Here is a 26,467-nt window from a genome sequence, read left to right on the forward strand (position 1 = left end):
CATTTTGCTAACTTCCTAACGTGAAACTTTGCATCCTAAAATTTTAGACTAAACCATTTTCTGCTATCTTTGCTTCATGCAATTTTCAGAAATTTTAGGACAAGAACACATTAAAAGTCATTTGACAAGAAGTGCTGATTTGGGTAGAATTCCCCATGCACAATTATTTGTTGGTCCAGAAGGATGTGGTACTTTGCCCATGGCAATTGCTTATGCACAATACATTATCTGCAGCAATCAAAACTCAGAAAACACGGGTTCAAACGAAGCTTGCAATATCAAATTTCAAAAAACATCCCATCCGGATTTGCATTTTATTTACCCAACCGTAAGTACCGAAGATGTAAAAACGAAACCAAAAAGTATCGATTTTATCACGGAATGGCGGGAGTTTTTAAACCAAAATCCGTACGGAAGTTTGTTTGATTGGTATCAAATGTTAGGCGTTAAAAACAAACAAGGAGAAATAAGGGTTGACGATGCGCAGGAAATCTTGAAATCGCTCGCGTTAAAATCCTACGAAGGAGGATACAAAATAATGATTATTTGGATGGCCGATAAATTGAATATTGCCGCTTCCAATAAATTATTGAAACTCCTGGAAGAACCAACCGATAAAACGGTTTTTATCTTGATTTCAGAAAATGAAGAAGATATAATTCAAACCATTCGTTCCCGATGCCAAGTTTTGCATTTTAATGGTTTGAGCGAAAAAGTCATCTCAGAAGCCTTAGTTTCAAGAGAAAATATAGAATCTAAAACGGCTATAAAAATAGCGCATCAAGCACAAGGGAATTATAACAAAGCACTGCAATTATTGCAACCGGACAGTGAATCTGTTTTTTTTGAAAAATGGTTTGTTGACTGGGTTCGAGCCGCTTTTAGAGCCAAAGGAAATGCAGCGGCCATTCAGGATTTGATTCAATGGAGCGAGCAAATTGCCAGTTTAGGAAGAGAAACCCAAAAGAAATTTTTACACTTTTGTATCGATATGTTTCGTCAAGCCTTGTTATTGAATTATCAAACCGCAAGTTTGGTTTACATGGAACCACAAGTGGAGAAATTCAAACTGGAGAATTTTGCGCCTTTTGTAAATGGCAACAATATAAATGATATTTTTAAAGAACTTTCGGATGCCATGTATCATATTGAACGCAACGGAAATGCAAAAATTATTTTAACCGATTTATCTATAAAACTTACCCGTTTAATTCACAAAAAATAAAAACATGAACAACATTACTTCTATTTTAATTTTGATTTTTCTGGCAATTACTTTTCTGCAATCCGGTTACGACAAACTGTTTTATTGGAAAGACAATGTAGACTGGTTAAAAGGTCATTTTGCTAAAACACCATTAAAAAATCAAGTGCCGTTGGCCTTACTGAATATTTTAATTTTAGAATTAATCTCAGGTATTCTATGCATTGTTGGTTGCATCGAATTATTGATAAACAATGGAAGAGTATTTGGCTTTTATGGAGCTGTTTTCTCTTGTATCACTTTATTGATGTTGCTTTTTGGACAACGATTAGCCAAAGATTATGATGGAGCCAGAACGATTGTTATCTATTTTATTCCTGCTATAATGGCCGTTTATTGGTTAAACTAAAACCACCACTATTTTAAAAAAAACACTTACTTTTTATACAAAAAAATGACTCCAAAACATCCTTCAGAATCCCTGACGATATTAACCGATTTAGTTTTACCGAGCGAAACTAATCCTTTGAATAATCTTTTTGGTGGCGAATTGTTAGCCAGAATGGATCGCGCTGCTAGTATTGCAGCCGGAAGACATTCCCGAAGAATAACCGTGACCGCATCCGTAAATCACGTAGCGTTTAACAGAGCCATTCCGCTGGGAAGTGTGGTAAATGTGGAGGCGAAAGTTTCCAGAGCTTTCAAAAGTTCAATGGAAATATATATTGACGTTTGGGTAGAAGACCGACAATCAGGAAACCGTACCAAAGCCAATGAAGCCATTTATACTTTTGTAGCTGTTGATGATACCGGAAGACCTGTAGAAGTGCCACAAATAGTTCCAGAAACAGAACTGGAAAAACAACGCTTTGATGCAGCATTACGACGCAAACAGCTCAGTTTAGTTTTAGCAGGAAAAATGAACCCTCATGACGCTACTGAATTGAAGGCATTGTTCGCGTAACAATCTTATATTAGCTTGCTATTTTTTATTGAAATTTAGATTTGAAAATATTCTTGAAAGAGAAAATTTACATCAAAAAAAGAAGTATTTTTACGAAAATAAATGTTCTTACATAAACGAAATTTTCAGGATAATTAGTCATTCTGTCAGTTTCTTACAGTTATAAAATAATACAAATAGATGAAAGAAAAGGTAAAAGAGAAGATGAGTACAGAGAAAGAATCCAAATTAAAAGCGCTACAGCTTACACTTGACAAACTAGACAAAACGTACGGAAAAGGAACCGTAATGAAAATGGGTGATAAAGCCATTGAGGAAGTAGAAACTATTTCTTCCGGGTCTTTAGGAATCGATTTAGCATTAGGGGTTGGAGGATATCCAAGAGGACGAATTATTGAAATATACGGACCGGAATCTTCTGGAAAAACAACTTTGACGCTTCATGCCATTGCTGAGGCTCAAAAAGCGGGAGGAATTGCTGCTTTTATTGATGCAGAACATGCTTTCGATAGAAATTATGCAGAGAAATTAGGTGTAGATATCGAAAACCTAATCATTTCTCAACCTGATAATGGGGAACAAGCACTAGAAATTGCTGAAAACTTGATACGTTCAGGAGCAATTGACATTGTTGTAATTGACTCCGTTGCCGCTTTGACTCCAAAAAGTGAAATCGAAGGTGAAATGGGAGATTCTAAAATGGGTCTTCACGCACGTTTGATGTCTCAAGCATTGCGTAAATTAACAGGAACCATCAGCAAAACGCATTGTACTGTTTTCTTTATTAACCAATTGAGAGAGAAAATTGGAGTAATGTTTGGTAATCCGGAAACTACAACGGGAGGAAATGCATTGAAGTTTTACGCTTCGGTTCGTTTAGACATCCGTCGTTCTACTCAAATAAAAGATGGTGATAACGTACTTGGAAACAGAACCAAAGTAAAAGTGGTGAAAAACAAAGTCGCTCCGCCATTTAAAATCGCTGAATTTGACATCATGTATGGTGAAGGAATTTCAAAAACAGGAGAAATTTTAGATCTTGCAGTAGAATTTGAAATCATCAAAAAAGCGGGATCTTGGTTCAGTTATGGTGAAACTAAATTAGGGCAAGGTCGTGATGCTGTTAAGTCTTTAATAAAAGACAATCCGGAATTAGCGGATGAATTAGAAGAAAAAATTAAAGCCAGAATAAAAGAATTAGCAGAAGCATAAAAACTAAAACCCGAAATTTATTCGGGTTTTTTTATTTTTACACGCAACCTTTTTCAAAAATTTATATCTATTAAAAAACAGCTTCCCCGTCATTTAAAGAAGCTGAATAGTATAAATTTAAAAAATGAAAAAAATGAAAAAATTTGCTCTGTTTATTCTGTTCATTACCACCCTGACAGGATGCTCTCTTGATAATGGCAATCAAGATACTTACACTTATGAAGTACTTCCTGTAGATAGTTATACCTTGCCTGAAAAATTTACATTGGGAAGCACTTACGAAATAAAACTAAAATATTCCAAACCTACTGAATGTCATTTTTTTCAAGGTATTTATTACAGTAAAGAACTAAATACACGAACTATAGCCATTCAAACTGCTGTAAAGAATGGTCAAGTTTGTACACAATCAATCCCAGCACCGTCAGAAGCGTCTTTTAATTTTTATGTAACTAATACTGGTTCGTACATTTTTAAGTTCTATAAAGGGAAAGATGCCACTGGTAAAGAACTTTTCGAAGAAGTAGAAGTTCCTGTAGTCAACTAACAAATAGAATAAATTCTGTGGGATTAGATCAAATAATTAATGACTGTAAAAAAAGTTGCTCCAAAGCTCAAGAACAATTGTATCAATTGTTCGCTAAAAAGTTTTTTGGGGTATGCCTGAAGTATTCCAATAATTATGCTGATGCCCAAGACAATTTACAAGATGGATTTATAATTATCTTCAAAAAAATAGAACAGTTTAGCGGCAAAGGCTCTTTTGAAGGCTGGGCCAAAAGAATAATCATAAACAATGCGCTCCAAAAATACAAAGGCGTCCGGTACATGGAGGTTATCAATGAAAATATTCCTGACGAGGAAATTGACGTTGACGACGAAAATATTCCAATTGAATATTTAATGCAAATCATCCAAGAATTACCTGATCAATATCGATTAGTCTTCAGCCTCTACGTTCTCGATGGTTATTCTCATAAAGAGGTCGCAGAAATGCTTAAAATAACAACAGGAACCACAAAATCAAATCTTGCCAGAGCACGGTTGATTTTAAAAGAGAAAATAGAAGCGTATACAAGAATTGAAATAAAGTCATTGGCAAAATGAACGACAAAAAAAACATAGACCGACTGTTTCAAGAAAAATTCAAGGATTTTGAAGCAGAACCAAACGATCAAGTTTGGATAAACATAGAGGCAGCTTTAAAGAAAAAGGAAAAAGAGCGAAAAATAATTCCATTTTGGATGCAGTTTTCAGGAATCGCAGCTGCTTTTATTTTAGGCTTATTTGTCTTGAACATGGCCTTCAAAACGAATACTGAACCTAAAAACAGTATCGTTTTAGACACAAAGACTTTAGATAAAAAATCGGAACAGAAGGAATCCATTCCAAATAAAATTGAAAAAAAGAGCAACCCATTCGAAATAAAAAACAGTCAACAAGTAGTAATAACTAACCCAAAAACCGTTAGAAACCATGAAAAAGAAATTACAACTTTTACTCCATCAAAATCCATTGCTGACAAAAAGAAAAATCAAAATAATACTAACCTTTATTTCTCAAAAAATAATTCACCGTTAAAACAAACGGCTACCGGTAATGGCATCATTAATTACAGCCCATTAATTGCGAATAAAAATAGAGCGCAAAATTCAAATTTGTTTGAGAACAATCAAAATCAAACCCAGGAAAATAAGGCACTTCAAGAAAAAGAGGAATCTAAAATTGCTGCTATAGAATCTAAAAAAGAACCCTCAATTACTCCGGAATCCCCGAACGAATTAGAGGAAATTCTAAAAAAGAAACAAGCCGAAAAACAAACTGTTGTTCTTAGTAACAAAAACAAATGGCAAATTATACCCAATGTTGCCGCGGTGTATCTGAATTCAAATTCGGGTGGATCTCCAATTGACCCTCAATTCTCGAAAAACGAAAAAACGGCTGATAACAGCCTAAGTTTTGGTATTGGGGTAAATTATGCCGTTTCTAAAAAAATAGCTATACGAACAGGAATTAACAAGCTCACGTTAGGGTACAACACCAATGGAGTTGTTTATTCCTCGGGGTTATCAAACAATAATTTAGCGAATATTAATTATAGTTCAAACCAATTAATTGAGATTAAAAACCAAGCTGCTCTTAATACGCTAATCACTTTTGAAAAAGACCTTCAAAAAACTAATACCGGCGCATTAAATCAAAAAATGGGTTATTATGAAGTGCCGTTGGAACTTTCATATGCCATTTTGAACAAGAAATTTGGCATTAACGTAATTGGCGGAATAAGCACATTATTTCTAAATCAGAATAAAATATCGTTAGTTTCCTCTGACACTAATGTAAAATTAGGAGAAGCAAAAAATTTAAATGATATCCATTTTAGTACTAATGTTGGATTGGGCTTTAAGTACCAATTAGTAAAATCATTTCAAATTAATTTTGAGCCTATGGTTAAGTATCAATTGAACACCTATTCTAAAAACTCCGGAGATTATAAACCTGTTTTTATTGGACTGTATTCGGGGATTATTTATAATTTTTAATGGAATCGAAAGCAATTAATTGGGTATAAATTATTTCTCGTACTTCTTCGCGAATTTCTTTTCTATCCAATCCGGTTTTGCCTAAAGTATCAATATGTGAATGGATTTTTACTCGCATAAGTCCTGGACTTCCACTAAAAAAGGAATATGAAAATCTTTTTTTATTGTCTGCAAAAGTAATAGGGACAATCGGAATTTCATGTTCTATTGCCAATCGGAAAGCACCATCTTTAAAAGAATCCAATAGAACCGACTCATCATCCGGAACGCCGCCTTCTGGGAAAATACAGATACTCAGTCCTTGATTTATTCTTTTTTGTGCCCTATTAAAAACTTCCATTTTACTTTTGGAACAACTTCTATCCACCAAAATACAGGTTCTTTTGTAGAAAAATCCAAACAAAGGAATTTTTGATAATTCTTTTTTGCCTACAAAAACAAATGGGTTTTTAATTGTGGCAAGCATCAGCATGATATCGGCCATTGAGGTATGATTAGCAACAATCATATAACTTTTATGCGACTCCAGTTCTTGGTTTTTATCTATTTTATAATAAAAACCCATTCCAAAAAGAATACATTTTGCCCAAATACGAGCCATCTTAAAAAAATACGGATAACCACTTTCCGTCAGGATTGATAATACTAGAAAAGGAAACATTACTAATATAGGAATGGCCATCAAAATATAAAACCATATACGCCATAACGCCCAAAAAATAATTTTTATTCCTCTCATGACGTCAAAAATAAGGAATCATATGTTAATATTATTAAAAGAATTAAATTTGAAAATTATTTATAACATAAAAACTAGAAAAACCTTGCGAACTTTGCGAAAAACTTTGCAACCTTTGCGGTAAATAAAATTATAATGGCAAAAATACTTACTGGTGTTCAAAGCACAGGAACACCACATTTAGGCAACTTACTTGGCGCAATCATTCCCGCAATAGCATTATCTGATAATCCTGAAAACGAATCGTTCCTTTTCATTGCCGATTTACATTCGATAACACAAATAAAAAACGGAGAAACTTTAAGAGCAAATACTTACAGTACAGCTGCCGCTTGGCTTGCCTGTGGATTAAATGTAGACAAAGTAGTTTTCTACAGACAATCTGATGTGCCACAAACAGCAGAATTATCTTGGTATTTAAGTTGTTTTTTCCCTTTTCAACGCTTGACATTAGCACATTCATTCAAAGACAAAGCAGACAGACTGGAAGATGTTAATGCCGGTTTGTTCTCCTATCCAATGTTGATGGCTGCCGATATTTTATTATACGATGCCGAGTTTGTTCCCGTAGGAAAAGACCAATTGCAACACCTTGAAATTACACGCGATGTAGCATCTCGTTTCAACCACCAAATGGGAGAAACTTTTGTACTTCCTGAAGCCAAAATTCAAGAAGACAGCATGCTTATTCCTGGTACCAATGGTGGGAAAATGAGTAAATCAGCCAATAATATTATCAATATTTTCCTAGATGACAAAGCCTTACGCAAACAAGTGATGAGTATTGAAACTGACAGCACGCCGCTTGAAGAACCTAAGAATCCAGATACGTGTAATGCTTTTGCTATTTATTCTTTATTAGCAAATGAAGAACAACTAGCCATTATGAGAGCCAATTATTTGGGTGGGAATTATGGTTACGGTCACGCCAAACAAGCCTTATTTGAATTGATAACAGAAACATTCAAAACCGAAAGAGAAAAATACAATTACTACATCAACAATCTTTCTGAAGTAGACGCTTTACTCAAAAAAGGAGCCGAAAAAGCGACCGTTGTTGCCAATGGTGTTTTGAATAGAGTGAGAGAAAAATTGGGGTTTGAAGCAATATAAAATCATTATTTATTAAAAAAAGTCCTAATGCAATTGCATTATATTTGTAATTCATCACTCTATTTGTCACGCTGAAAGCGTCTCAAGTAGAGTGTGTTTGTTGTTCATCAATATTGTACCAAGCTTTTTCTTAACTATTTGTCACGCTGGAAGCGTCTCTATATTGAACAATTAAAACAAATCGTTTAAAAAATTCCAATCTGAATTAATTGTGTTAATTAACATTTCTTTTTTATCCCGTTTCAAATCTTTAATTTCTTTCTCACGAGCAATAGCAAGCTGTATCCAAGTAAAATGTTCATAATAAAGCAAAAATTCAACATTATATCGTGCAGTAAAACTTTTTGGATTTATTTTTTCTTTATGCTCTTGTAAACGTCGTTTTAGGTCATTTGTGACACCTGTATATAGTACAGTTTTATTTTTGTTAGTCAGGATGTAAACATAAAAATTGTAAATGCCTTCTGTGTATTCTATCATAATGATTCTCTTAAAGTCTATTCTTATGCCCTCTCAAATAGAGACGCTTCCAGCGTGACAAACAGAGTAGAGCATTTTGGTTGCCCATACTATTTTCAACTTATTTTATCACGCTGGAAGCGTCTCTATTTTTTATTTTTTCCATGTTTATATCGCTTCAAACAATTTCCCCGGTAAAGGCCTAATCACACCTTTAAGTTCCATATTCAAAAGCATTCCTGATATTTTATAAATAGGAAAATCACAGCGCAAAGCGATAATATCCATTACTTCTTTTCCCGTTTTTAAAAGATAATCATAAACTTTTTGTTCCTCTTCTTCTAAAGTTACAAACAATTGTTTTTGTACTGGTTTTACTTCTTTCTCCAAGTCCCAATTCAAGATATAAATTAAATCGGCAGCACTGGTGAGCACATTTGCTTTTTGGGTTTTTATCAGGTTGTTACAACCTTGACTGTATTTATCAGTAACACGTCCCGGAACGGCAAAAACATCACGGTTGTAATCATTGGCCATATTTGCCGTAATTAACGAACCACCTCTATCCGCTGACTCAATCACAATAGTCGCTTCAGTCATACCTGCAACGATTCGGTTTCTGCGTACAAAATTTTCTTTATCGGGATTCGAGCTGCTCCAAAACTCGGTCATAAAACCACCGTTTTGTTCTACTTTGGAGACATATTTTTTATGGGGTTTAGGGTAAATTTGGTTCAAACCATGCGCTACAACGCCTATCGTTTGTAAATTATGTTCCATTGCCAGTTGATGTGCAACAATATCTACCCCATAAGCAAAACCACTTACAATTATTGGATCGAGCGGTGCTAAATCTTCAATCAGTTTTCTACAGAATTCGATTCCGTAAGACGTGATTTGACGTGTCCCCACAATACTGATTATTTTTTTATTTTTTAAATTGATATTACCCGAGGTAAATAACAAAAGTGGTCCATCGATACAATGTTTCAAACGTTCCGGATATCCTTCATCTTGAAAATAAACGGCATTAATGTCATTCGATTTTATGTATTGAAGCTCTTGATTGGCTTTATCAAAAACTGATTTATCCTTTAAATTTTTCAGCAACATAGAACCCACACCATCAATGGCGGCGAGTTGTCCCGTCTTTGTATGGAACACTTCTTCGGCGTTTCCGCAATGCGTAATAAGTTTTTTGGCCATTATATCACCCACCCCTTCTACTCTTTGCAATGCCAATAAATAAAATAAATCTTGTTCTTTCATGCTAATCATTTGTGAGTGAAATGTATAAAATATAAAGCGGATTGTTAATAAAAATTGTGAATAAAATTTTGATAACTATTTTCGTTGTATAACTTTGTAAGTATGAAAATCGAACTATACATCGCGCAGCTTTTATACCGTTATCAATGTGTAACCGTTCCGGGATTCGGAGCTTTTTTGACCGAAACTCAGTCGGCTCAGCTAAACGAAAGCACCAATTCATTTTCTCCGCCAAAAAAAATGATTTCTTTCAATGCTAATCTAAAGAATAATGATGGATTATTAGCCAATCATATTGCTCAAGCTGAAAAAACATCTTATGAATATGCCGTAAGCGCTATTCAGTATGAAGTTTTTACTTGGAAAAAAACATTAGAAGAAAACAACCTATTTTCTTTAAAAAACATAGGAGATCTTTGTTTGAATGCTGATAATAATTTGGTTTTTACGCCTTACGATCAAACCAATTATTTGGCAAGTTCTTTTGGTTTAGCTCCTTTTGTTTCTCCACTTGTAAAAAGAGAAATCTTCGAAAAACAAGTAGAAGCAATTGAAGAAAAAGAAACAATTCAATTTATTCCTGAAACAAGAACAGCAAGTCCATATTTAAAATATGCAGCGATTTTTGTACTAGGATTAGGTCTTACTGGAAGTGTTGGTTATTCTATTTACCAAAACCAAATCGCCTCAGAAACAATGCTTGTTGAAACTGCTGTTCAAAAACAAGTACAAAATAAAATTCAGGAAGCTACTTTCTTTATCAAAAGTCCAGTTCCAGCTGTAACCTTATCAGTTAAATCAGCCGTTAAGGAAGTAAAAATGCCGTATCATATTATGGCTGGCGTTTATAGAGAAGAAAAAAATGCAGATAAGACCTTTAATCAATTAATTCATTTAGGATACAAAGCCCGTCGAATTGCCCCGAATAAACATGGGTTGTTTCCTGTACTTTACGGAAGCTACTCTACTTTTGCAGAAGCACAAAAAGCACAATCTGAAATTCAGAAAAAACATAATCCAGAAGCTTGGATATTAATTGAGTCACTATAATAAAAAAACCTATTCGAACTGAATAGGTTTTTTTGGAGCTATTTCCTTTTTATCCACTACAATCTTGTGGCGCCAAAAGCAAAGCCATCACAAGGATTTACGTTTCTACCAGAACAGGGCATTTGTCTTCAAAAGAAAACTAATTATTTTGAAATTAGAAGTCTTGATTGATCCGTTTCTGTTAAAATTAAAATCACTAAAACGGATTTGTTCCGATATAATTCCTATATTTCCTTTGTATTAAATTCATTATTATGAAAAAATCATCTTTTAATGAAATTAGCGTTATGTGGAAACCTATAACAAGAGCTAAAAAGTCATTGGATGAACTGGTCATCGATTTAAAAGTACATAAAAAACTGTTCAACATATTTCAAGTTGGCGATTTTTATTATATGCTCATAAATGTTCCCGAAGCAAATTTCGATTTTGTAAGTGACCAAATTGAAAAAGTACTGGGTGTTAGTGCAAAAGACTTTTCGCTTTCCGATTTTTTTGACAGAATTCATCCCGAAGACCAACCCATTGTATTGAGTTTTGAAAATTTTATTGGCACTTTTTATGCTAATTTGCCAACTACAAAAATCCCTTGTTATAAAACCAGATACGATTATAGAGTAAGAAAATCCAATGGCGAATACCTGCGTATTTTACAACAAGTAGTGGTGGTTGATTATGATGATGATGGCTTTTTCTATAAAACTTTATGCGTTCATACCGACATTTCGGATCTCAAGGTTGATGGCAAACCTTTACTTTCCATAATAGGCATTGATGGAGAACCGTCGTATATAAACATTAATGTAGAGCAAAAATATATTGCTACTTCCTTTTTGTCGAAACGGGAAAAACAAATTATCAATTTGATGATTGCAGGAAAAATAAGCAAGGAAATTGCTTGTGAATTATGTTTATCACAACACACTATTGATACCTACAGAAAAAAATTGCTCAAAAAAACTGCAACCTCGACTACTGCCGAACTAATTGCAAAAGTGATACGAGAAGGTTGGGTTTAAGCAAAATTATAATTACTTTAAAAATAAAAAAGGGGTTCGACTGTATAAGTGAACCCCTTTTATTCAATTAACCCAATCAGGGCTTGGAATCTCTGATTACGTTATTTAGACTTCTTATTTTTAATTCAAACTCGCTTTAAACATTTTCAGTTCGTCCCAAGTAAACTTCTCACCTACTTGTTCCTTCAAATTATTCAAAGATTCTTCTTTGTAGCCTCTAAAAGCTTCTGCAAGTTCCCGTAGCTTATCTTCCGGTAAAACATCCGTAATAGCAATAGCTCCTGCTTGAATAAGCCGCACTAAATGCCCGTCGATGGTTTGTATAGTCAGTTTTCTGATAGCAGCGATTTCGGCAACCGAATTCTTCTCTAGCCACAATTCATAGGTTTCCTGTACGGTAGATTTCTTAGGTTCTTTATTATCTGGTTTCTTTTTTGAAGTATAACGCTCAATATCTTTATCATCATCAATCAACGTGATATTTAATTTCTTGAATTGATTTTGAATCGCTTCCGTTTTTCGGCTGATGTAATTTTTAATTTCTGATGAAGTCAATTTTTCTTTCGAGATGGTTTCACCTGCAACAACGGTTTCTATCAATAATTTGGCTTTCATCAATCGCAAAACGGCTTTGGACTGCAATTCTTCTAAAACGATTAATTCATCATAAAAGGCTTTTACTTTCTTGATGCGCTTTACTTCTTCCAGTTTCCAAAGGATTTCAAAAACCAAATCATCCATTGGCTCCAGAAAATAACCAAATGCCGCTTGGATTCTTTCTGAAATATGGTTTAAATCGGCAGTTTCCTGACTAAACAATTTATTCAATTGTGATATGAATTTTTTGGATGGATCCAAAAGTTGTTCGATGACTTCCGTTTGCTTTTTTGCCCAAACCGCATGTTTGGATTTCTCTGAACTTTCTGATTTTTCCGTATAGCTGAACCTATGATTGCGCCATTCCTGAGCCAAATCGCCCCAATCGAAGGTATTAATCAGATAATTATGGATAAAGTTTTTGGTTTCAAAGTGCAGTGCATTTTCTAAAAATGAATCCGAAGCTTTGTTGAGTGAATAATCCATCACATCCTGATCATTAGAAATTCCATTCATTCGTAACGGAGAAAGCAAAATAAGCCCTTCTAACGAGCGCAAACGCGACAATGCTACATATGCCTGTCCAGGAAGAAAAACTTGCGAAACATCGAGTGCAGCTTTGTCAAATGTTAATCCCTGGCTTTTATGAACCGTAATTGCCCAAGCTAATTTTATTGGATAATGAACAAACGTTCCCAAAACCTCTTCTTCAATTTCTTTGGTCATTTCGTCTACTTTGTAACGAATGTTTTGCCATTCGTACTTTTCGACTTCTATCGTTTTGTTTTCTTCTGGAAAATGAACCAAAATTTCATGACTGGAAAGCGATTTGATAACGCCCATTTTTCCGTTGAAATAATTTTTATCAAAGGATAAATCGTTTTTGACAAACATGATTTGTGCGCCCACTTTCAACTGCAACTGTTCTTCCACCGGAAAAATTTTCTCTGGAAAGTCACCCACAATTTCCGGTTTATAAACCACCAATTTTCCCTCTAAATCTTCCAAAGCCTGCGCATTCATGGAATCCGCTTTATTATTATGTGTAGTTAAAGTAATATATCCTTTATTCGCTTTTAAATCAAAATCCGGTTTTACGTATTGATTTAAAGTTTGAATATCTTCTTGAGAAATTTGGTTGTTTCGCAGGTTGTTTAAAACCGCAATAAAAGTATCATCGGTCTGGCGAAAAATCTTGGATAATTCAATGTATAACGGTGGATTTTGCTGCACGACATGCGAATGGAAAAAGAATTTTCCTTTGTAATATGTTTTTAGCGTTCTCCATTCTTCATCCCGAATTACCGGTGGCAATTGTAATAAATCACCAATAAACAATACTTGAACGCCACCGAAAGGGGTACTTTTTTTACGGACGGTTTGCATCATATAATCCATTGCGTCCAGTAAATCAGCGCGAAGCATACTGACTTCATCAATTATCAACAATTCCATATTGCGGATTACGGATTTCTTCAAACCACTCATTTTGAAATGCCTGCGCAAAGTGGCTTTAGTTTCAAATTTGGTGCTTTCAGAAAATTGAGGGGAAGAATTATCAGGAATAAATCCTCCAAACGGCAACTGAAACATAGAATGTATCGTTACACCGCCCGCATTTAACGCGGCAATTCCCGTAGGAGCAACAACAACGGTATTCTTGTGCGTAGTTTGGATAATTTCGCGTAAAAGGGTGGTTTTTCCAGTTCCTGCTTTTCCGGTAAGGAAAACGGATCGATGGGTTTGATTGATGAATCGTAAGGTGTAGGCGGCGGCTTCAGAAATTGTTTGCATTAGGCGTATATATATATAAAGCTAAAGTATTGAAAATAGGATTCATATTTTAATTTTTGGAAGACAATTTATATCTTGATTCCACTATTTTTTAGCCCCTATAGCAGCGGAAATCCTTGAGATTTAGAAAGTGAATTTTTCTAGCCGGAAAAGAGCGACCGCAGGAAGCTCCTTTTATGGGTAAGAAAAAACGCTTTCTAAACGAGAGATTGAAGCGAATAGCGGGAAATTGCTTCAAAAAAAATGCCTTCAATCTAAATTTTAGACGAAGGCATTGATTTGAATTAATATAAAAAATTATTTTTTAGCTTCTTCTTTTGGAGTTGCAGATTTGTATTTGTCGTTCAATTCTTTAATGATTTCTTTTGTGATATCATATTTGTCTTCAGCATACAAAATTGAAGCAGCATCCCCTGTTCCGTAGATATAAGAGTATCCTTTTTCTTTACCGTAGGTTTTGATGAATTTTTTTACACCGCTAACCAACGAATCCATTTCTTTTCCGCTTTCTTGTTGCAACTCTTGTGCTAATTGTTGTTGTGCAGCACCTAATTGTTGCTCTCTTTTTTGCAATTCAGCTCCTTTTTGTTGTGCCCAAGCTTGACCGTTAGCCTGCGCTTGTGCTTGAAAACCTGCTGCTTCTTGCTTGAAACGATTAATTTCAGCTTCTAGCTGTCTTCCTTTCTCTTCTGATTTAGCTTTATATTTTGCTTCTAGATCTTTTGCTTCTGTATATTCTTTCATCAACACTGAAGTATCTACGTAAGCGGTTTTTACTTCCTTAACTTCCGCTGCTGGTTTGTTACAAGATACAATTGAAATTGAAAGTGCGATAATTACTAATGCTATTTTACTCATATTTTTAAAATTTCTTTTTTGGTATTCGTGAATCTTCGATTTCATTTTGGTGAATTTCTAGTTTTAAGTATTGGTGACAAAAATATAAAAAAATAGATAGCATTGACATAAAGTTTGAAAAATGCAAAATATTTATGATATAAGATTTTATTATTATAATTGATAAATGTATAATTTGAGACTATCAAAAACGGACTTCATATCTTTTAAATAAACAAATTAGTTTAAAAATCCAACAAAGACTTCGAATCACTTGAAAAACGTCGCTTAAATGTGTTTAAAATGCTTTTTAGTTGTTTTTTAGGATGTAAATGTGCGAAGAATACTCAAAATCACTCTTCGCCTCCCAATTGGATTGTAACCCAACAAAAAAGGCTTTTATGAAATTCATTTTCCCTGTTTTATATTTTTCTGAAAGCAGGCTCACATAAAAAGAATCAAATTTCATAGGAAGCACTTTTACCAATTTCATTTCCTCTTTTTCGAAAAGCATTTTTATTGCCTTTTTCGAAAAATGCCAAAAATGAATTGGCACATCATAAGCCGCCCAAAACTTCCCGTAATATTTTGCGTCGAAAGATTTGAAGTTTGGAACCGCTATTATTAAAGATCCGTTTGGTTTTAATAATCTTTTTAATTCTTTTAGTTGCTCGTCTAAATCAGGAACGTGTTCTAGAACATGCCACATCGAAATGACGTCAAAAGAATGACTTTCTAATTCGCTCGTTTCACCAACGAATGAAACACCTTTCTGTTTTGCAATCGCTTTAGCTTTATCACTTGGCTCCACTCCTATGGTATGCCAACCGTTTTCTTTGGCCACCGATAAAAAATCTCCTGTTCCTGCGCCAATATCTAAAATACTTCCTTTACTGGGTTGTAGTGAATTAATTAAATTCAGTTTGTTTTTTAACGCTATGCTTTTTACAAAATGATATGCTTTTTCAAACAAGGAACGTTTACTATCCGTATGGGAAATATAATCCACACTTTCGTAATACTTTCCTAAATTTTCTAAACTGGGTTGCGGATACGTGATTAACATATCCAACTCTTCGTCCTGATATAAATCAAATGTTTCTTGAGAAACGGAATAATCTTTAACGGTTAAAAAATGCTTTTTGTTTGAAATATCCATCAATTAATACTGCTTTTAAATTTTATTTTTAAACTAAACCCTGAAAGTATACTTTGATACTTTCAGGGTTGAAATTATTTATTTTGTGATTCTTCAAGTATAGCAAGACTTTACACCATAGTTTCACGTGGAACAAATTAATTTAAGATTATAGATCTTATCGTCCCATATAAATCAACAGCACCGAAACATCACTTGGTGAAACACCACTAATCCTTGATGCTTGAGAAATGGTTACCGGGCGAATCTTGCTTAATTTTTGTTTCGCTTCAATTGACATTGATTTGATTTTATTGTAATCAAAATTCTCAGGAATTTTCACATCTTCCAAACGAGTCAATTTATCTGCGTTGTTTCTTTCCTTTTCAATATAACCGGAATACTTCACTTGAATTTCGGCTTGTTCTAAAATTTCCTGATCCAAATCGTTCTCCGCAACATAATCAGCTACTTTCTCAAACTTCATGATGTCTTCCAAATCAATTTGTGGACGGGAAAAAACTTTGAACATCTTATCACCCTGAGTAATCAAAGCAGTGCCTTTTGATTCTAAAATTGGATTTGCTTCTGCAATCGAAACACTCGTTTCTTTGAAGAAAGCCACCATTTTTTCTGATTCATTTAGTTTGTGTTCCATTCTGCGCAAACGTGCTTCAGAAGCCAAACCAATTTCATGCGACATTGGTGTTAATCTAAAATCAGCATTGTCTTGACGAAGCAATGTTCTGTATTCTGCACGAGAAGTGAACATTCTATAAGGCTCTTCTGTTCCTTTAGTAATTAAGTCATCAATTAAAACTCCAATATACGCTTCGTCTCTTTTTAAAATTAACGGTGCTTTTTCATGTACTTTTAAATGCGCATTTATTCCAGCCATCAATCCTTGAGAAGCTGCTTCTTCATAACCTGTTGTTCCGTTTATTTGTCCGGCGAAATATAATCCTTCAACAAGCTTTGTTTCCAAAGTATGTTTCAATTGTGTCGGCGGGAAATAATCGTATTCGATTGCATATCCCGGACGAAAGAATTTCACTTTTTCAAAACCTACAACAGAACGCAACGCTTTAAATTGAATATCCTCAGGCAGCGAAGTTGAAAAACCATTTACATAAACCTCACACGTATTCCATCCTTCCGGCTCTACAAATAATTGGTGTCTTTCTTTATCAGCAAAACGATTAATTTTATCTTCAATTGACGGACAATATCTTGGTCCAAGACTTTTTATTCTACCGTTAAACATCGGAGAACGATCAAAACCTTCTCTCAAAATATCGTGAACTTCAAGAGACGTATACGTCATGTGACATGATTTTTGAACAACCAACGGTGATGTTACATCTGAATATGAAAATTTATCTGGTTTAGCATCTCCTTTTTCCTCGTTCATTTTCGAATAATCCAAAGAACGTCCATCCACTCTTGGAGGCGTTCCTGTTTTCATTCTTCCTGCTTGAAAACCGGCATTCACTAAATCTTCGGTAATTCCATAAGCAGCACTCTCGCCTGCTCTTCCACCACCAAATTGTTTTTCGCCAATATGAATCAAACCGTTCAAGAAAGTTCCATTTGTCAAAACAACCGATTTAGATCGAATCTCAACTCCTAAAGAAGTGCGAATCCCTTTAATTTTTCCGTTTTCAATAATCAAACCTTTCACCATCTCCTGGTAAAAATCAAGATTTGGAGTTCCTTCCAACATCATTCTCCACTCCTCAGCAAAACGCATACGGTCACTTTGAACACGCGGTGACCACATCGCAGGTCCTTTGGACTTGTTCAGCATCTTGAACTGAATAGCAGTTCTGTCTGAAACAATTCCGGAGTACCCTCCCAATGCATCAATCTCGCGCACAATTTGTCCTTTGGCAATTCCACCCATCGCAGGGTTGCATGACATCTGGGCTATATTCTGCAAGCTCATTGTTACCAATAAGGTTTTCGAACCCAAATTTGCAGCAGCGGCAGCAGCCTCAGAACCGGCATGTCCCGCGCCAACAACTATCACATCATATTCATCTAGAAACATCTTCTTGTATGATTTAATCCTTCAATTATATTCCGGATTGTAATTTTGAAATCTATTTTTTGTATTGTTCCACGTGAAACATTGCATTATCAATCCTGCCAACTATAAAAATGTTCCACGTGAAACACTTGGGCTTTCGACATCAAAACAAGACTACTGTTCCACGTGGAACAGCGCTAATTTTTCATCTTCTTTACTGCGCATTAAAAGTTCATCAGCTTCACCTTTGTCTTTGTATCCACAGTAGTGTAAAACACCGTGAACTAAAACACGCTTCAATTCATCTTCAAAAGGAACGTTGAAATCGACAGCATTGTCTTTTACTCTTTCGATAGAAACAAAAACATCGCCACTTAACTCATTCCCCATCGTGTAGTCAAAACTAATAATATCAGTTAATGTGTCGTGATTAAGATATTCCAGATTGATTTTATGCAAATACTCATCGTCGCAAAAGATGTAGTTTATCTCTCCCTCTTTCTTGTTTTCTGAAGTAATAACATTAGACAACCACAAAGCAACAGCTTCTTCGTTGTCTAAATTAAAGTCGGTTTCGTAATTAAAATTGATCATTTTTTATTAAAATATTCTTGAACCTTTTGATTAAAATTCGAGCGCAAAGGTAAGGATTGTCTATTTAATATTTCTATGCTATTCAAATAATCTAATAAAGCAGCTGGCAGTGCATTAGATTGATTATTAAACTCCTTTTTATTCGTTTCTGATTGGCGTTTATTTTCTTCCCCTTGTTGCTGTAAAGCAGTATTCAATTTTAATAATTCCTGCTTCACATTTAGAATCTTCTGAAGCGTTTCGTTTTTAAATCCCTTGTTTAATAATTGCTTTTCGATTTGCTTCATTTGTTCCAAAGCACTTTGTCCATTACCGCCCAACCCATGTTTATTAAGTTCGTTTTGCAAAGACTCTCGCAACTGTTTTTGCTCTTTGTAAATTTCCATTATGGATTGTGCATCACCTTCACCGTCGCCATCCTGACTTTCCCCTTTACCAGATTTCCCTTCTTTACCGCTTTCCCCTTTTGGACCATCACCCGGTTTTGGACCTTTTTTAATTCCCTCTTTCATCTTCTCTCCCAATCCTTCTTGTTTTTTTATAATGTCCGGCAATTGCATTCCCTGTCCTTGACCAGGTTTTGGCTTCCCAGAACCCATTCCAGACAATGACATTTGCATCGTGTTAAGCATATCGCTAAGCATGTCTGCCAATTTATTGGCGGCAGCTATCGAATATTGTTGATGAGATAATCCTTTAGGAACTAAAGCATCGGACAAACTCTCTAACGATTTATCAATATTGTAATGTACGTTGCCAATTTCTTTAGTTACGTCTTCGGCAATTATAGGGTTTCGTAAAGACATGGCAAACAAACTATCATCAACATGTTTGAACTGCTGTTTTAAATCCTGCTGGATTTTTATGTTTTTATTATAGCCTGGAGAACCGGCTTTATGTCCTTTGAACTGATTCATTAAATCTTCTTGTGATAAAGAAAAGGCTAACAAATTATCCAAAATTTGTCGCAACATAACCACATCCTCTTGCAATTGCTCCTTCTCATTTCCTTCCAAAGTTTGTGCCATTTTTGCCGCCATCTCCTTCATCTTTTTGGCGGCACTTTTTTGATTTGGTTTAGCCTTCGCTTTATTGTCTTTCTTCAATTCTTCAGAAGCTTTCTTTAAATCTTCGTCGATACTTTTTTCTTTAGCGGTATCTTTAGGAAGATCTATTGGCGATTTTAATTCTTTATTTTCCTTTTCTAAATCTTTTAAATCTTCTTGAATCTTGTCAAAATCTGAATTGATATTTTCTTGTTTATCCAATTTGTTTTCCTTTTCATCATCGGATAATTTAACTTGCTTTTCAGAAAGCTTGTCCAGTTTATCACCTAATTGTTCCGCTTTCTTTTCTACATAATACTTCTTGGTCAACTCAACTAATTTTTCTAAATTTTTAATTTGATTTTTACTATTTTGTTTAAATTTATCTAACTTAGAAAGTAGTTCTTCGTTTTTAATTTTATCGTTCAATTCTTTTAATTCATCCAATAATTTTTGATTTTTATCCAAATCCTTATCCGCTTTATCCATTCGCTTTTGCAACTCTTCTTTTAGTTCGTCCTTTTTATCGGTTTTGAATTTATCTAAATTATCTTTCATTTTCTCCGCAAACTGTTTCATCATTTCATCTTGTTGCTTTTGGCGTTTGATGAAATCATTTACTTTTTGTTGGTCTTTAAATTCAAGGTTGTCTTTTTCTTTTCCCGTTTTTTGTATTTTTTCAATTTCGGCTATTTGCTTGTCTTGATTTTTTAAGGACTTCTCTAAACCATTAATATTATCATTTTGCTGTTGTAAAACTTCATCTTCTTTCTCTTCGTCCGTAGAAACACGATTCGAGAAAACAGAAGATTTTGTACTTTTAAAATGATGAATCATATCGTTGTCATACACTTCAAAATAATAATCATAGGACACTCCTTGTTCTACCGGAAGATTACTCGGGAAGGAAAATACAAATTGATCGACAGCTGCTTTTTTAACGGCGATTGTTCCACGTTTAGCAGTTTGTGGTTTGTTTCTTTCGTAATAGACAATCTGGAGTTTTGACAATCCATAATCATCGGAAATTTGTCCTAAAACATAGTTCCTTCCCACCTTCAAACTGTCTGGCGCATTGTTTACGGCAATCGCTGGAAACTGATCTTTGACAATGGTAAGCTGATAATTCAGTTTTTCGTAGTTTTTTATCTTATCATTCGAAGTAAGAATTTGATAATCTGTGTTTTGAAGTATATTTTTAGATAAAGTGAAGCTGTTTTCAGTTTTCGAAAAGGGAATATTAGACATTCCGTCAATCCAATCCACTTTTTGTGTCGCTTGTGTATCCATTTTCCAAGTTACACGCGTTCCTTCGGGAATGATGGCGTTACCAGTACCTTTGATTGTTTCCTGTTTTTTATTCAAGTAAGACGGAAAGTTCAATTGCATTTCAAAATTAGCTATCGACGGAACTGTAATCACTTTCAATTCATAATCCGATGAAGAAACAGCATTGCCCTCCACGTGGAACAAAACAGCTTCAGAAGGTTTTAAAATTTTAAATTCAAACTCCCCTGCTTTTGTGTTTTCCATAAAATAACTTTCATCCCCAATGAAAATCATGGCATTCTCAGGAACAACTTTACCTACTGTTTTAACTCGAAGTATAAAATCTTTTCCTTGTTCGGTTTGCAGGTTCGAATTCAAAACCACAAACTTAAAAGGAGCTGGCGGTAAAAAAGCCGAATTGAAATGCACCACTCTATTCAAACTTTGCGAAATCACATTACTGTTACCGGAGAAATAAAAGACGGCAAAAAACAAAATAGGAATTAGTGCTAACGGTAAATATTTCTGATTTGTATTGAAATTTATAGCATTGCCAAAAGGGATTGGTTGCAACGAATTGGCTTTTTGTTCAATCGATGCGAGTAATAATTCAGATTTATTCTGATTATTATCCGAATCAACCAATTGCAGAAAATTCGTCAGCTTATCACTCACTTCTGTGAAATGATTACCAATAATAGCCGAAGCCTGATTGTAATCAATTCCTTTTTGGAGTTTGAATAATTTAAAAAGTGGGAATAAAATAAATCGGGACAACAAGTACACTTCTACACCTACAAAAACCCAAAACAAAATCGTTCTTCCCATTGGCTTAAGCCAAAGAAAATATTCGACAAAAAGCGTAAATAGAAAATACAACAATCCTAAACCAATAAAGAAAATGATTCCTCGTATCAATTCATTGGTGTAAAACTTTCGGATAAAAGCTTCCAGTTTCTGATAAATAAAATTTTGATTTTTCAAAACGTAAACTTTGTTTTTTGTAACCAATAAAAGTAATAATTTATATGAATAAAGAAATGTTAAAAATCATCAAACTGATTAATCTTACATTAACTCATTTTCAAATAATCCAATTGAGAAATCGAATTTGTATCTTTGCAAAAAATTTACAGCAATGTCTAAACAAGTTCGTGTGCGTTTTGCACCAAGTCCAACTGGACCTTTACATATTGGCGGAGTACGTACCGCATTATTTAATTATTTATTTGCCAAAAAAAACAATGGTGTTTTCTTCTTACGAATTGAAGACACTGACCAAAATCGTTATGTTCCCGGAGCCGAAGAATATATCATGGAAGCACTGGAATGGTTAGGAATAGCACCAGATGAAACCATTGAAAAAAACGAAAAATTTGGACCATACCGTCAAAGCGAAAGAAAAGATTTATACCAACAATATGCTGATGAATTAATCAATTCCGGTAATGCCTACTATGCTTTTGATACCGCAGAAGCGTTGGACGCAGCAAGAAAATTAGAAGAAGAACAAGGAAAAACATTTATATACAATCACCATAACAGAGAAAAACTAGACACTTCTTTGGTTATTTCTGCATCAGAAACTGCCAAAAGAATTGCTGATGGTGCTGCTTATGTGATCCGTTTTAAAACTCCGGTTAATGAAACTTTATATTTACATGACATCATTCGTGGTGACGTAAAGTTTGAAACAAGTCTTTTAGATGATAAAGTATTGTTTAAAAGCGATGGTATGCCAACCTATCATTTGGCTAATATTGTAGATGATCATTTAATGGAGACTTCTCATGTAATTCGTGGTGAAGAATGGTTGCCATCGATGCCTTTACACGTTTTATTATACAGAGCCTTTGGTTGGGAAGCACCGGAATTTGCACATTTGCCATTGATTATGAAACCTATTGGAAACGGAAAATTATCCAAACGTGATGGTGACAAAATGGGATTTCCAGTATTTCCATTGGATTGGAAAACCGAAGAAGGTGTTTCGTCAGGGTACAGAGAAAAAGGATTTTTCCCGGAAGCAGTTGTTAACTTTTTAGCTTTATTAGGTTGGAATGATGGAACTGAAAAAGAATTATTCACGCTGGAAGAATTGGTTGCATCATTTGATTTAAACAGAGTTCACAAAGCTGGAGCTAAATTTGATCCTGAAAAAAACAAATGGTTCAATCATCAATATTTGGTCAAACAAGAAAATATTAATTTAGCAAAATCCTTCGCTCCTATTGTAGAATCTAAGGATGTTAACCGATATTATTCTTTAGTAGAACTGACAAAGATTGTTTCTTTAATAAAAGAACGCGCGCATTTTGTTTCTGAATTTTGGGAATTAAGTGATTTCTTTTTTATGGTACCAACAACCTATGATGAAAAAGCAAGGAAAAATTGGAAGGAAGAAACGCCAACATTGATGGAAGAATTAATTTCTGTTATAGAAGAAATAACCGATTTTACTTCCCTGAATATTGAAACCATTGTAAAAGATTGGATGACGAAAAACGAAATTGGAATGGGTAAAGTAATGCAACCGTTTCGTTTGAGTTTGGTTGGAGCACTGAAAGGTCCTCACCTATTTGATATCGTTGAAGTAATTGGAAAAGACGAAACGATTAATAGACTTCAAAAAGCAATAGCTACTTTATAAATAAAAATCCTATCAGAATTTAAAACTCTGATAGGGCTTAATGATAAAAAGCTTCTAATCCAGATTCCGGATTAGAAGCTTTTCTTTTATAAATAAAGAATCAAATCTCCATTGATAATTCCTGGATTTCCTTTAAAATTCACTCCTAAATTTTTAGTATTCAAATTTCCCAGCATATTGTTTATTCCATATTGATAGGAAACATTAAGTCGGAAATGACGAACTCCGGCTGTTATTCCTACCGTAGGATAGAAATTAAATTTAGAAATATCCTCAATGTCTTTTGCCAATAAAGTAGTTCCTGAAATGATGTTATTTTCGTTTTGGTTATCCACTTTCAATTTTCCGTTTACTTGAACCAAAGGACCAAACTCAACACTCAAATGATTTTCGATAAATTTATAACTCAACTGTAACGATATTTGAGCAGAAGGCAATTTATAATTCACGTCTTCATTTGCTAAAAAAAGCGTTTTTGTGGCTACTGAAAAATTATTTTCACTAAACTGCATTGCGTAAACCATGTCCCAATTATCATAGAAATTTCCTCGCATAGAAAGTCCGGCATTCCAACCTGTTCCTGGTTTAGTCTTGAAATTAGTAGTGTTCAACGTAAATTGATTGATACCTAAACTGATTCCGATTCTGTTAGAATCCCTGTATCCATATTGGGCAAAAGCAGTTATGGTAATTAAAATAAAAACCGAAGTAAGATATATCCTTTTCATAAAATTAAATTAAACAAAGACAAACCTAAAGTTTTTTTGTAATTTAACAGTAATTTTTTAAACTAAATTATTCATACTATGGACATTCCGTTGATTATTTTTCTTGTATTTGCATTATTTATTTTTCTTTCCTCCTTCTTCACCGTAAAACAACAATCCTCGATTATTATTGAACGCTTTGGAAAATTCTTAAGTGTTCGAAATTCTGGGTTGCAACTAAAAATTCCATTGATTGATCGAATTGCAGGACGTGTCAATCTAAAAATTCAACAGTTAGACGTTATCATTGAAACCAAAACCAAAGACAATGTGTTTGTAAAAATGAAAGTTTCTGTTCAATTCAAAGTGATTCAAGAAAAAGTCTACGATGCCTTTTATAAACTGGAATATCCACACGATCAGATTACGGCGTATGTTTTTGATGTGGTTCGTGCCGAAGTTCCAAAACTGAAATTAGATGATGTTTTCGAAAGAAAAGATGATATTGCAATAGCCGTAAAACGGGAATTGAACGAAGCTATGACTACTTATGGGTATGATATCATCAATACTCTGGTAACCGATATTGATCCGGATATTCAAGTGAAAAATGCCATGAATAGAATTAATGCTGCTGACAGAGAGAAAACTGCAGCTGAATTTGAAGGAGAAAGTACAAGGATAAGAATTGTGGCCAAAGCCAAGGCAGAAGCTGAAAGCAAACGTTTACAAGGACAAGGAATTGCTGATCAAAGACGTGAAATCGCTCGTGGACTTGTAGAAAGTGTAGAGGTTTTAAATCGTGTGGGAATCAATTCGCAAGAAGCTTCGGCTTTAATTGTGGTTACGCAACATTACGATACGCTACAAGCCATTGGCGCAGACGCAAACTCTAATTTGATTTTATTGCCTAATTCTCCTCAAGCCGGAAGCGATATGTTGAATAATATGGTGGCCTCTTTTACAGCCTCAAACCAAATGGGGGAACTGATGAAGAAAAACAATAAAAAGGTGAAACCAAAAACAGAGGAACATCAAACAGGTCATCAAGCGCCACAACCTCCAGAAAATCCTGAAATAGAAATATAATATTTGGATTTTTTAAATAAAAAAAGAGGCTTAATTGCCTCTTTTTCTTTTTGATAACCAACTTTTTACAAACGGAACCGCTTTATTTAGAATAAAAGGAATCGCCGTTGATACGATAGTTCCGTAAGGAATAGCGGAACTATAAGTTCCTATTAAGTCACTTACAATATTTTGTGGCGTAAAGCTCTCTTTAGTTTTTTTAACACCATAAATCAATTTTTGATAACTGATTTCCTTTTCAATCTTTAAGATTTCCAGTTCCCTTTCTATTTGAGCATAAGAAGAGTATTTTTTAGTTTCCATAATTTTTAGTCGTTAAAAAATATTTCTGAAAATTTCTCTAATATTGGACCTTCAACTATTTTGTCTTTAACTAAAAACAAAAGACCTGTTGCAACAAGATATACTCCCCCTATGATTAGAAAACCAAGCGGATAGCTATTTAAAGAATTCCCTATTGCCATAGCGGCCGCTACAGAACAAAATAATAAAACCATACCGAAACATAAAAAAATCAATGAGAACTTAAGAATCATGGTAGTAGACTTCATTGCTACTTTGAAACCCCATAATTTATAATAAGCCTTATTGCTTTTTAAATAGGCCTGGATTTGTTCTTGAATATCTTCTGTATTTTCTTTTAATTCTTCAAAAGCCATATTTATTTGTTTTTAATATCAATTAGAAAATAACCAATATCATTTTTGAAGTTTAGCATTTTGTTCTTTTAAATCTGCCAACTTTGATTCTAAAAAAGAAATCACATCTTCCGTTTTATGGCTCACATTAGAAATCAATTCTTCATAGGTATCTTGAAGCTCTCTTTTTTTATTGTGAACAAATTTACTTTTCAACTCTTCCGATGCATTTTCAAATTTATGTTTTAAATCTTTTATGGCATCATCATAACCATCTTTAAATTTTTCTCTTGTTTTTGTACCTTTATCTGGCGCAAACAAAATTCCTATTCCAGCTCCAATTGCTGCACCAGTTAATAAAGCCAATAATGTATTTCCTGCGTTATTCGACATGATATTCCATTTTTGATTGTTAATTATTAAAATTACGGATTTTATTAACATATCGTTGTTAATAAGCAGTTAATTTATTTTAAACAAGGCTAAAAATCGAAATAAAACGCGCTA

At 34.2% G+C, this 26,467-nt stretch carries 25 protein-coding genes; 12 read left to right on the forward strand and 13 right to left on the reverse strand.

The annotated features are described in order from the left end of the window. Positions 1-76: 76 nt before the first annotated feature. From OA85_RS04665 to OA85_RS04695, 7 genes are all read left to right on the forward strand, one after another. The gene (locus OA85_RS04665) at positions 77-1,225 is read left to right on the forward strand and encodes a DNA polymerase III subunit delta' (RefSeq protein ID WP_039108327.1); all 1,149 of its coding nucleotides are present in this window, start codon (positions 77-79) and stop codon (positions 1,223-1,225) included. 4 nt (positions 1,226-1,229) lie between these two features. Next, positions 1,230-1,613 (forward strand): DoxX family membrane protein, encoded by a 384-nt coding sequence (locus OA85_RS04670; protein ID WP_039108328.1) that lies wholly within the window; start codon positions 1,230-1,232, stop codon positions 1,611-1,613. A gap of 45 nt (positions 1,614-1,658) precedes the next feature. Next, entirely contained in the window at positions 1,659-2,168 is a 510-nt protein-coding gene (locus OA85_RS04675) for an acyl-CoA thioesterase (protein WP_039108330.1), read from the forward strand. Positions 2,169-2,372: 204 nt separating this feature from the next. Next, positions 2,373-3,380, forward strand: coding sequence for a recombinase RecA (recA, locus tag OA85_RS04680; protein WP_035674074.1), 1,008 nt, complete (start codon positions 2,373-2,375; stop codon positions 3,378-3,380). Between the two features lie 133 nt (positions 3,381-3,513). Then, complete coding sequence (locus tag OA85_RS04685) at positions 3,514-3,927, forward strand: hypothetical protein (RefSeq protein ID WP_039109372.1); 414 nt, start codon at positions 3,514-3,516, stop codon at positions 3,925-3,927. Positions 3,928-3,944: 17 nt separating this feature from the next. Then, on the forward strand, positions 3,945-4,487 hold the full coding sequence (locus OA85_RS04690; RefSeq protein ID WP_039108331.1) for an RNA polymerase sigma factor: 543 nt from the start codon (positions 3,945-3,947) through the stop codon (positions 4,485-4,487). Further along, positions 4,484-5,923, forward strand: a complete 1,440-nt coding sequence (locus tag OA85_RS04695) for a hypothetical protein (RefSeq protein ID WP_039108332.1) — start codon at positions 4,484-4,486, stop codon at positions 5,921-5,923. Before OA85_RS04690 ends, OA85_RS04695 begins: the two co-directional genes overlap by 4 nt. On the opposite strand, the gene OA85_RS04700 is transcribed toward OA85_RS04695, so the two are convergent. After that, positions 5,907-6,662, reverse strand: a complete 756-nt coding sequence (locus OA85_RS04700) for a 1-acyl-sn-glycerol-3-phosphate acyltransferase (RefSeq protein ID WP_039108333.1) — start codon at positions 6,660-6,662, stop codon at positions 5,907-5,909. The genes OA85_RS04695 and OA85_RS04700 overlap by 17 nt on opposite strands. Before the next feature lie 135 nt (positions 6,663-6,797). Here OA85_RS04700 and trpS point away from each other — a divergent pair, with 135 nt between their 5' ends. Further along, positions 6,798-7,775, forward strand: coding sequence for a tryptophan--tRNA ligase (gene trpS, locus OA85_RS04705; protein WP_039108334.1), 978 nt, complete (start codon positions 6,798-6,800; stop codon positions 7,773-7,775). 171 nt (positions 7,776-7,946) lie between these two features. Here trpS and OA85_RS04710 read toward each other — a convergent pair whose 3' ends face one another. Both OA85_RS04710 and dprA read right to left on the reverse strand, forming a co-directional pair. Further along, complete coding sequence (locus OA85_RS04710) at positions 7,947-8,255, reverse strand: GIY-YIG nuclease family protein (protein ID WP_039108335.1); 309 nt, start codon at positions 8,253-8,255, stop codon at positions 7,947-7,949. Between the two features lie 147 nt (positions 8,256-8,402). Further along, the gene (gene dprA, locus OA85_RS04715; protein ID WP_039108336.1) at positions 8,403-9,503 is read right to left on the reverse strand and encodes a DNA-processing protein DprA; all 1,101 of its coding nucleotides are present in this window, start codon (positions 9,501-9,503) and stop codon (positions 8,403-8,405) included. A 102-nt stretch (positions 9,504-9,605) separates the two neighbouring features. On the opposite strand from dprA, the gene OA85_RS04720 reads away from it, so the two are divergent. Both OA85_RS04720 and OA85_RS04725 read left to right on the forward strand, forming a co-directional pair. Then, positions 9,606-10,553, forward strand: coding sequence for an SPOR domain-containing protein (locus OA85_RS04720; RefSeq protein WP_039108337.1), 948 nt, complete (start codon positions 9,606-9,608; stop codon positions 10,551-10,553). A gap of 254 nt (positions 10,554-10,807) precedes the next feature. Beyond that, complete coding sequence (locus OA85_RS04725; protein ID WP_052257143.1) at positions 10,808-11,572, forward strand: LuxR C-terminal-related transcriptional regulator; 765 nt, start codon at positions 10,808-10,810, stop codon at positions 11,570-11,572. Positions 11,573-11,692: 120 nt separating this feature from the next. Here the strand turns inward: OA85_RS04725 and OA85_RS04730 are convergent, their stop codons facing one another. From OA85_RS04730 to OA85_RS04755, 6 genes are all read right to left on the reverse strand, one after another. Next, the gene (locus OA85_RS04730; RefSeq protein ID WP_039108338.1) at positions 11,693-13,963 is read right to left on the reverse strand and encodes a helix-turn-helix domain-containing protein; all 2,271 of its coding nucleotides are present in this window, start codon (positions 13,961-13,963) and stop codon (positions 11,693-11,695) included. 297 nt (positions 13,964-14,260) lie between these two features. After that, positions 14,261-14,821 (reverse strand): OmpH family outer membrane protein, encoded by a 561-nt coding sequence (locus tag OA85_RS04735; protein WP_039109376.1) that lies wholly within the window; start codon positions 14,819-14,821, stop codon positions 14,261-14,263. A gap of 289 nt (positions 14,822-15,110) precedes the next feature. Continuing rightward, positions 15,111-15,959 carry a bifunctional 2-polyprenyl-6-hydroxyphenol methylase/3-demethylubiquinol 3-O-methyltransferase UbiG gene (locus tag OA85_RS04740; RefSeq protein ID WP_039108339.1) on the reverse strand — a complete coding sequence of 283 codons (849 nt, stop codon included), beginning with the start codon at positions 15,957-15,959 and terminating at the stop codon, positions 15,111-15,113. 157 nt (positions 15,960-16,116) lie between these two features. Continuing rightward, positions 16,117-17,988 carry a tRNA uridine-5-carboxymethylaminomethyl(34) synthesis enzyme MnmG gene (gene mnmG / locus OA85_RS04745; protein ID WP_039108340.1) on the reverse strand — a complete coding sequence of 624 codons (1,872 nt, stop codon included), beginning with the start codon at positions 17,986-17,988 and terminating at the stop codon, positions 16,117-16,119. 153 nt (positions 17,989-18,141) lie between these two features. After that, entirely contained in the window at positions 18,142-18,561 is a 420-nt protein-coding gene (ybeY, locus tag OA85_RS04750) for an rRNA maturation RNase YbeY (RefSeq protein ID WP_039108341.1), read from the reverse strand. Continuing rightward, on the reverse strand, positions 18,558-21,860 hold the full coding sequence (locus OA85_RS04755; protein ID WP_039109378.1) for a glutamyl-tRNA synthetase: 3,303 nt from the start codon (positions 21,858-21,860) through the stop codon (positions 18,558-18,560). The genes ybeY and OA85_RS04755 overlap by 4 nt, the downstream gene beginning before the upstream one ends. A gap of 154 nt (positions 21,861-22,014) precedes the next feature. Between OA85_RS04755 and gltX the strand changes: the two genes are divergently transcribed. Next, a complete protein-coding gene (gltX, locus tag OA85_RS04760; protein ID WP_039108342.1) occupies positions 22,015-23,526 on the forward strand; it encodes a glutamate--tRNA ligase in 1,512 nt (503 codons plus the stop codon). An 86-nt stretch (positions 23,527-23,612) separates the two neighbouring features. On the opposite strand, the gene OA85_RS04765 is transcribed toward gltX, so the two are convergent. After that, positions 23,613-24,254 carry a hypothetical protein gene (locus OA85_RS04765; protein WP_039108343.1) on the reverse strand — a complete coding sequence of 214 codons (642 nt, stop codon included), beginning with the start codon at positions 24,252-24,254 and terminating at the stop codon, positions 23,613-23,615. Positions 24,255-24,332: 78 nt separating this feature from the next. Between OA85_RS04765 and OA85_RS04770 the strand changes: the two genes are divergently transcribed. Continuing rightward, positions 24,333-25,322 carry an SPFH domain-containing protein gene (locus tag OA85_RS04770; protein WP_039108344.1) on the forward strand — a complete coding sequence of 330 codons (990 nt, stop codon included), beginning with the start codon at positions 24,333-24,335 and terminating at the stop codon, positions 25,320-25,322. Positions 25,323-25,352: 30 nt separating this feature from the next. Here OA85_RS04770 and OA85_RS04775 read toward each other — a convergent pair whose 3' ends face one another. Genes OA85_RS04775 through OA85_RS04785 form a run of 3 tightly spaced genes read right to left on the reverse strand, consistent with a single transcriptional unit; the run spans position 25,353 to position 26,353 of the window. Further along, a complete protein-coding gene (locus OA85_RS04775) occupies positions 25,353-25,625 on the reverse strand; it encodes a DUF6327 family protein (protein ID WP_039108345.1) in 273 nt (90 codons plus the stop codon). Between the two features lie 5 nt (positions 25,626-25,630). Beyond that, positions 25,631-25,981: a phage holin family protein gene (locus tag OA85_RS04780; protein WP_039108346.1), complete on the reverse strand. Its 351-nt coding sequence runs from the start codon at positions 25,979-25,981 to the stop codon at positions 25,631-25,633. Positions 25,982-26,020: 39 nt separating this feature from the next. Then, entirely contained in the window at positions 26,021-26,353 is a 333-nt protein-coding gene (locus OA85_RS04785; protein ID WP_039109380.1) for a YtxH domain-containing protein, read from the reverse strand. Between the last annotated feature and the right edge of the window lie 114 nt (positions 26,354-26,467).

This window comes from Flavobacterium sp. AED, from assembly GCF_000812945.1.
Classification (GTDB): Bacteria; Bacteroidota; Bacteroidia; order Flavobacteriales; family Flavobacteriaceae; genus Flavobacterium.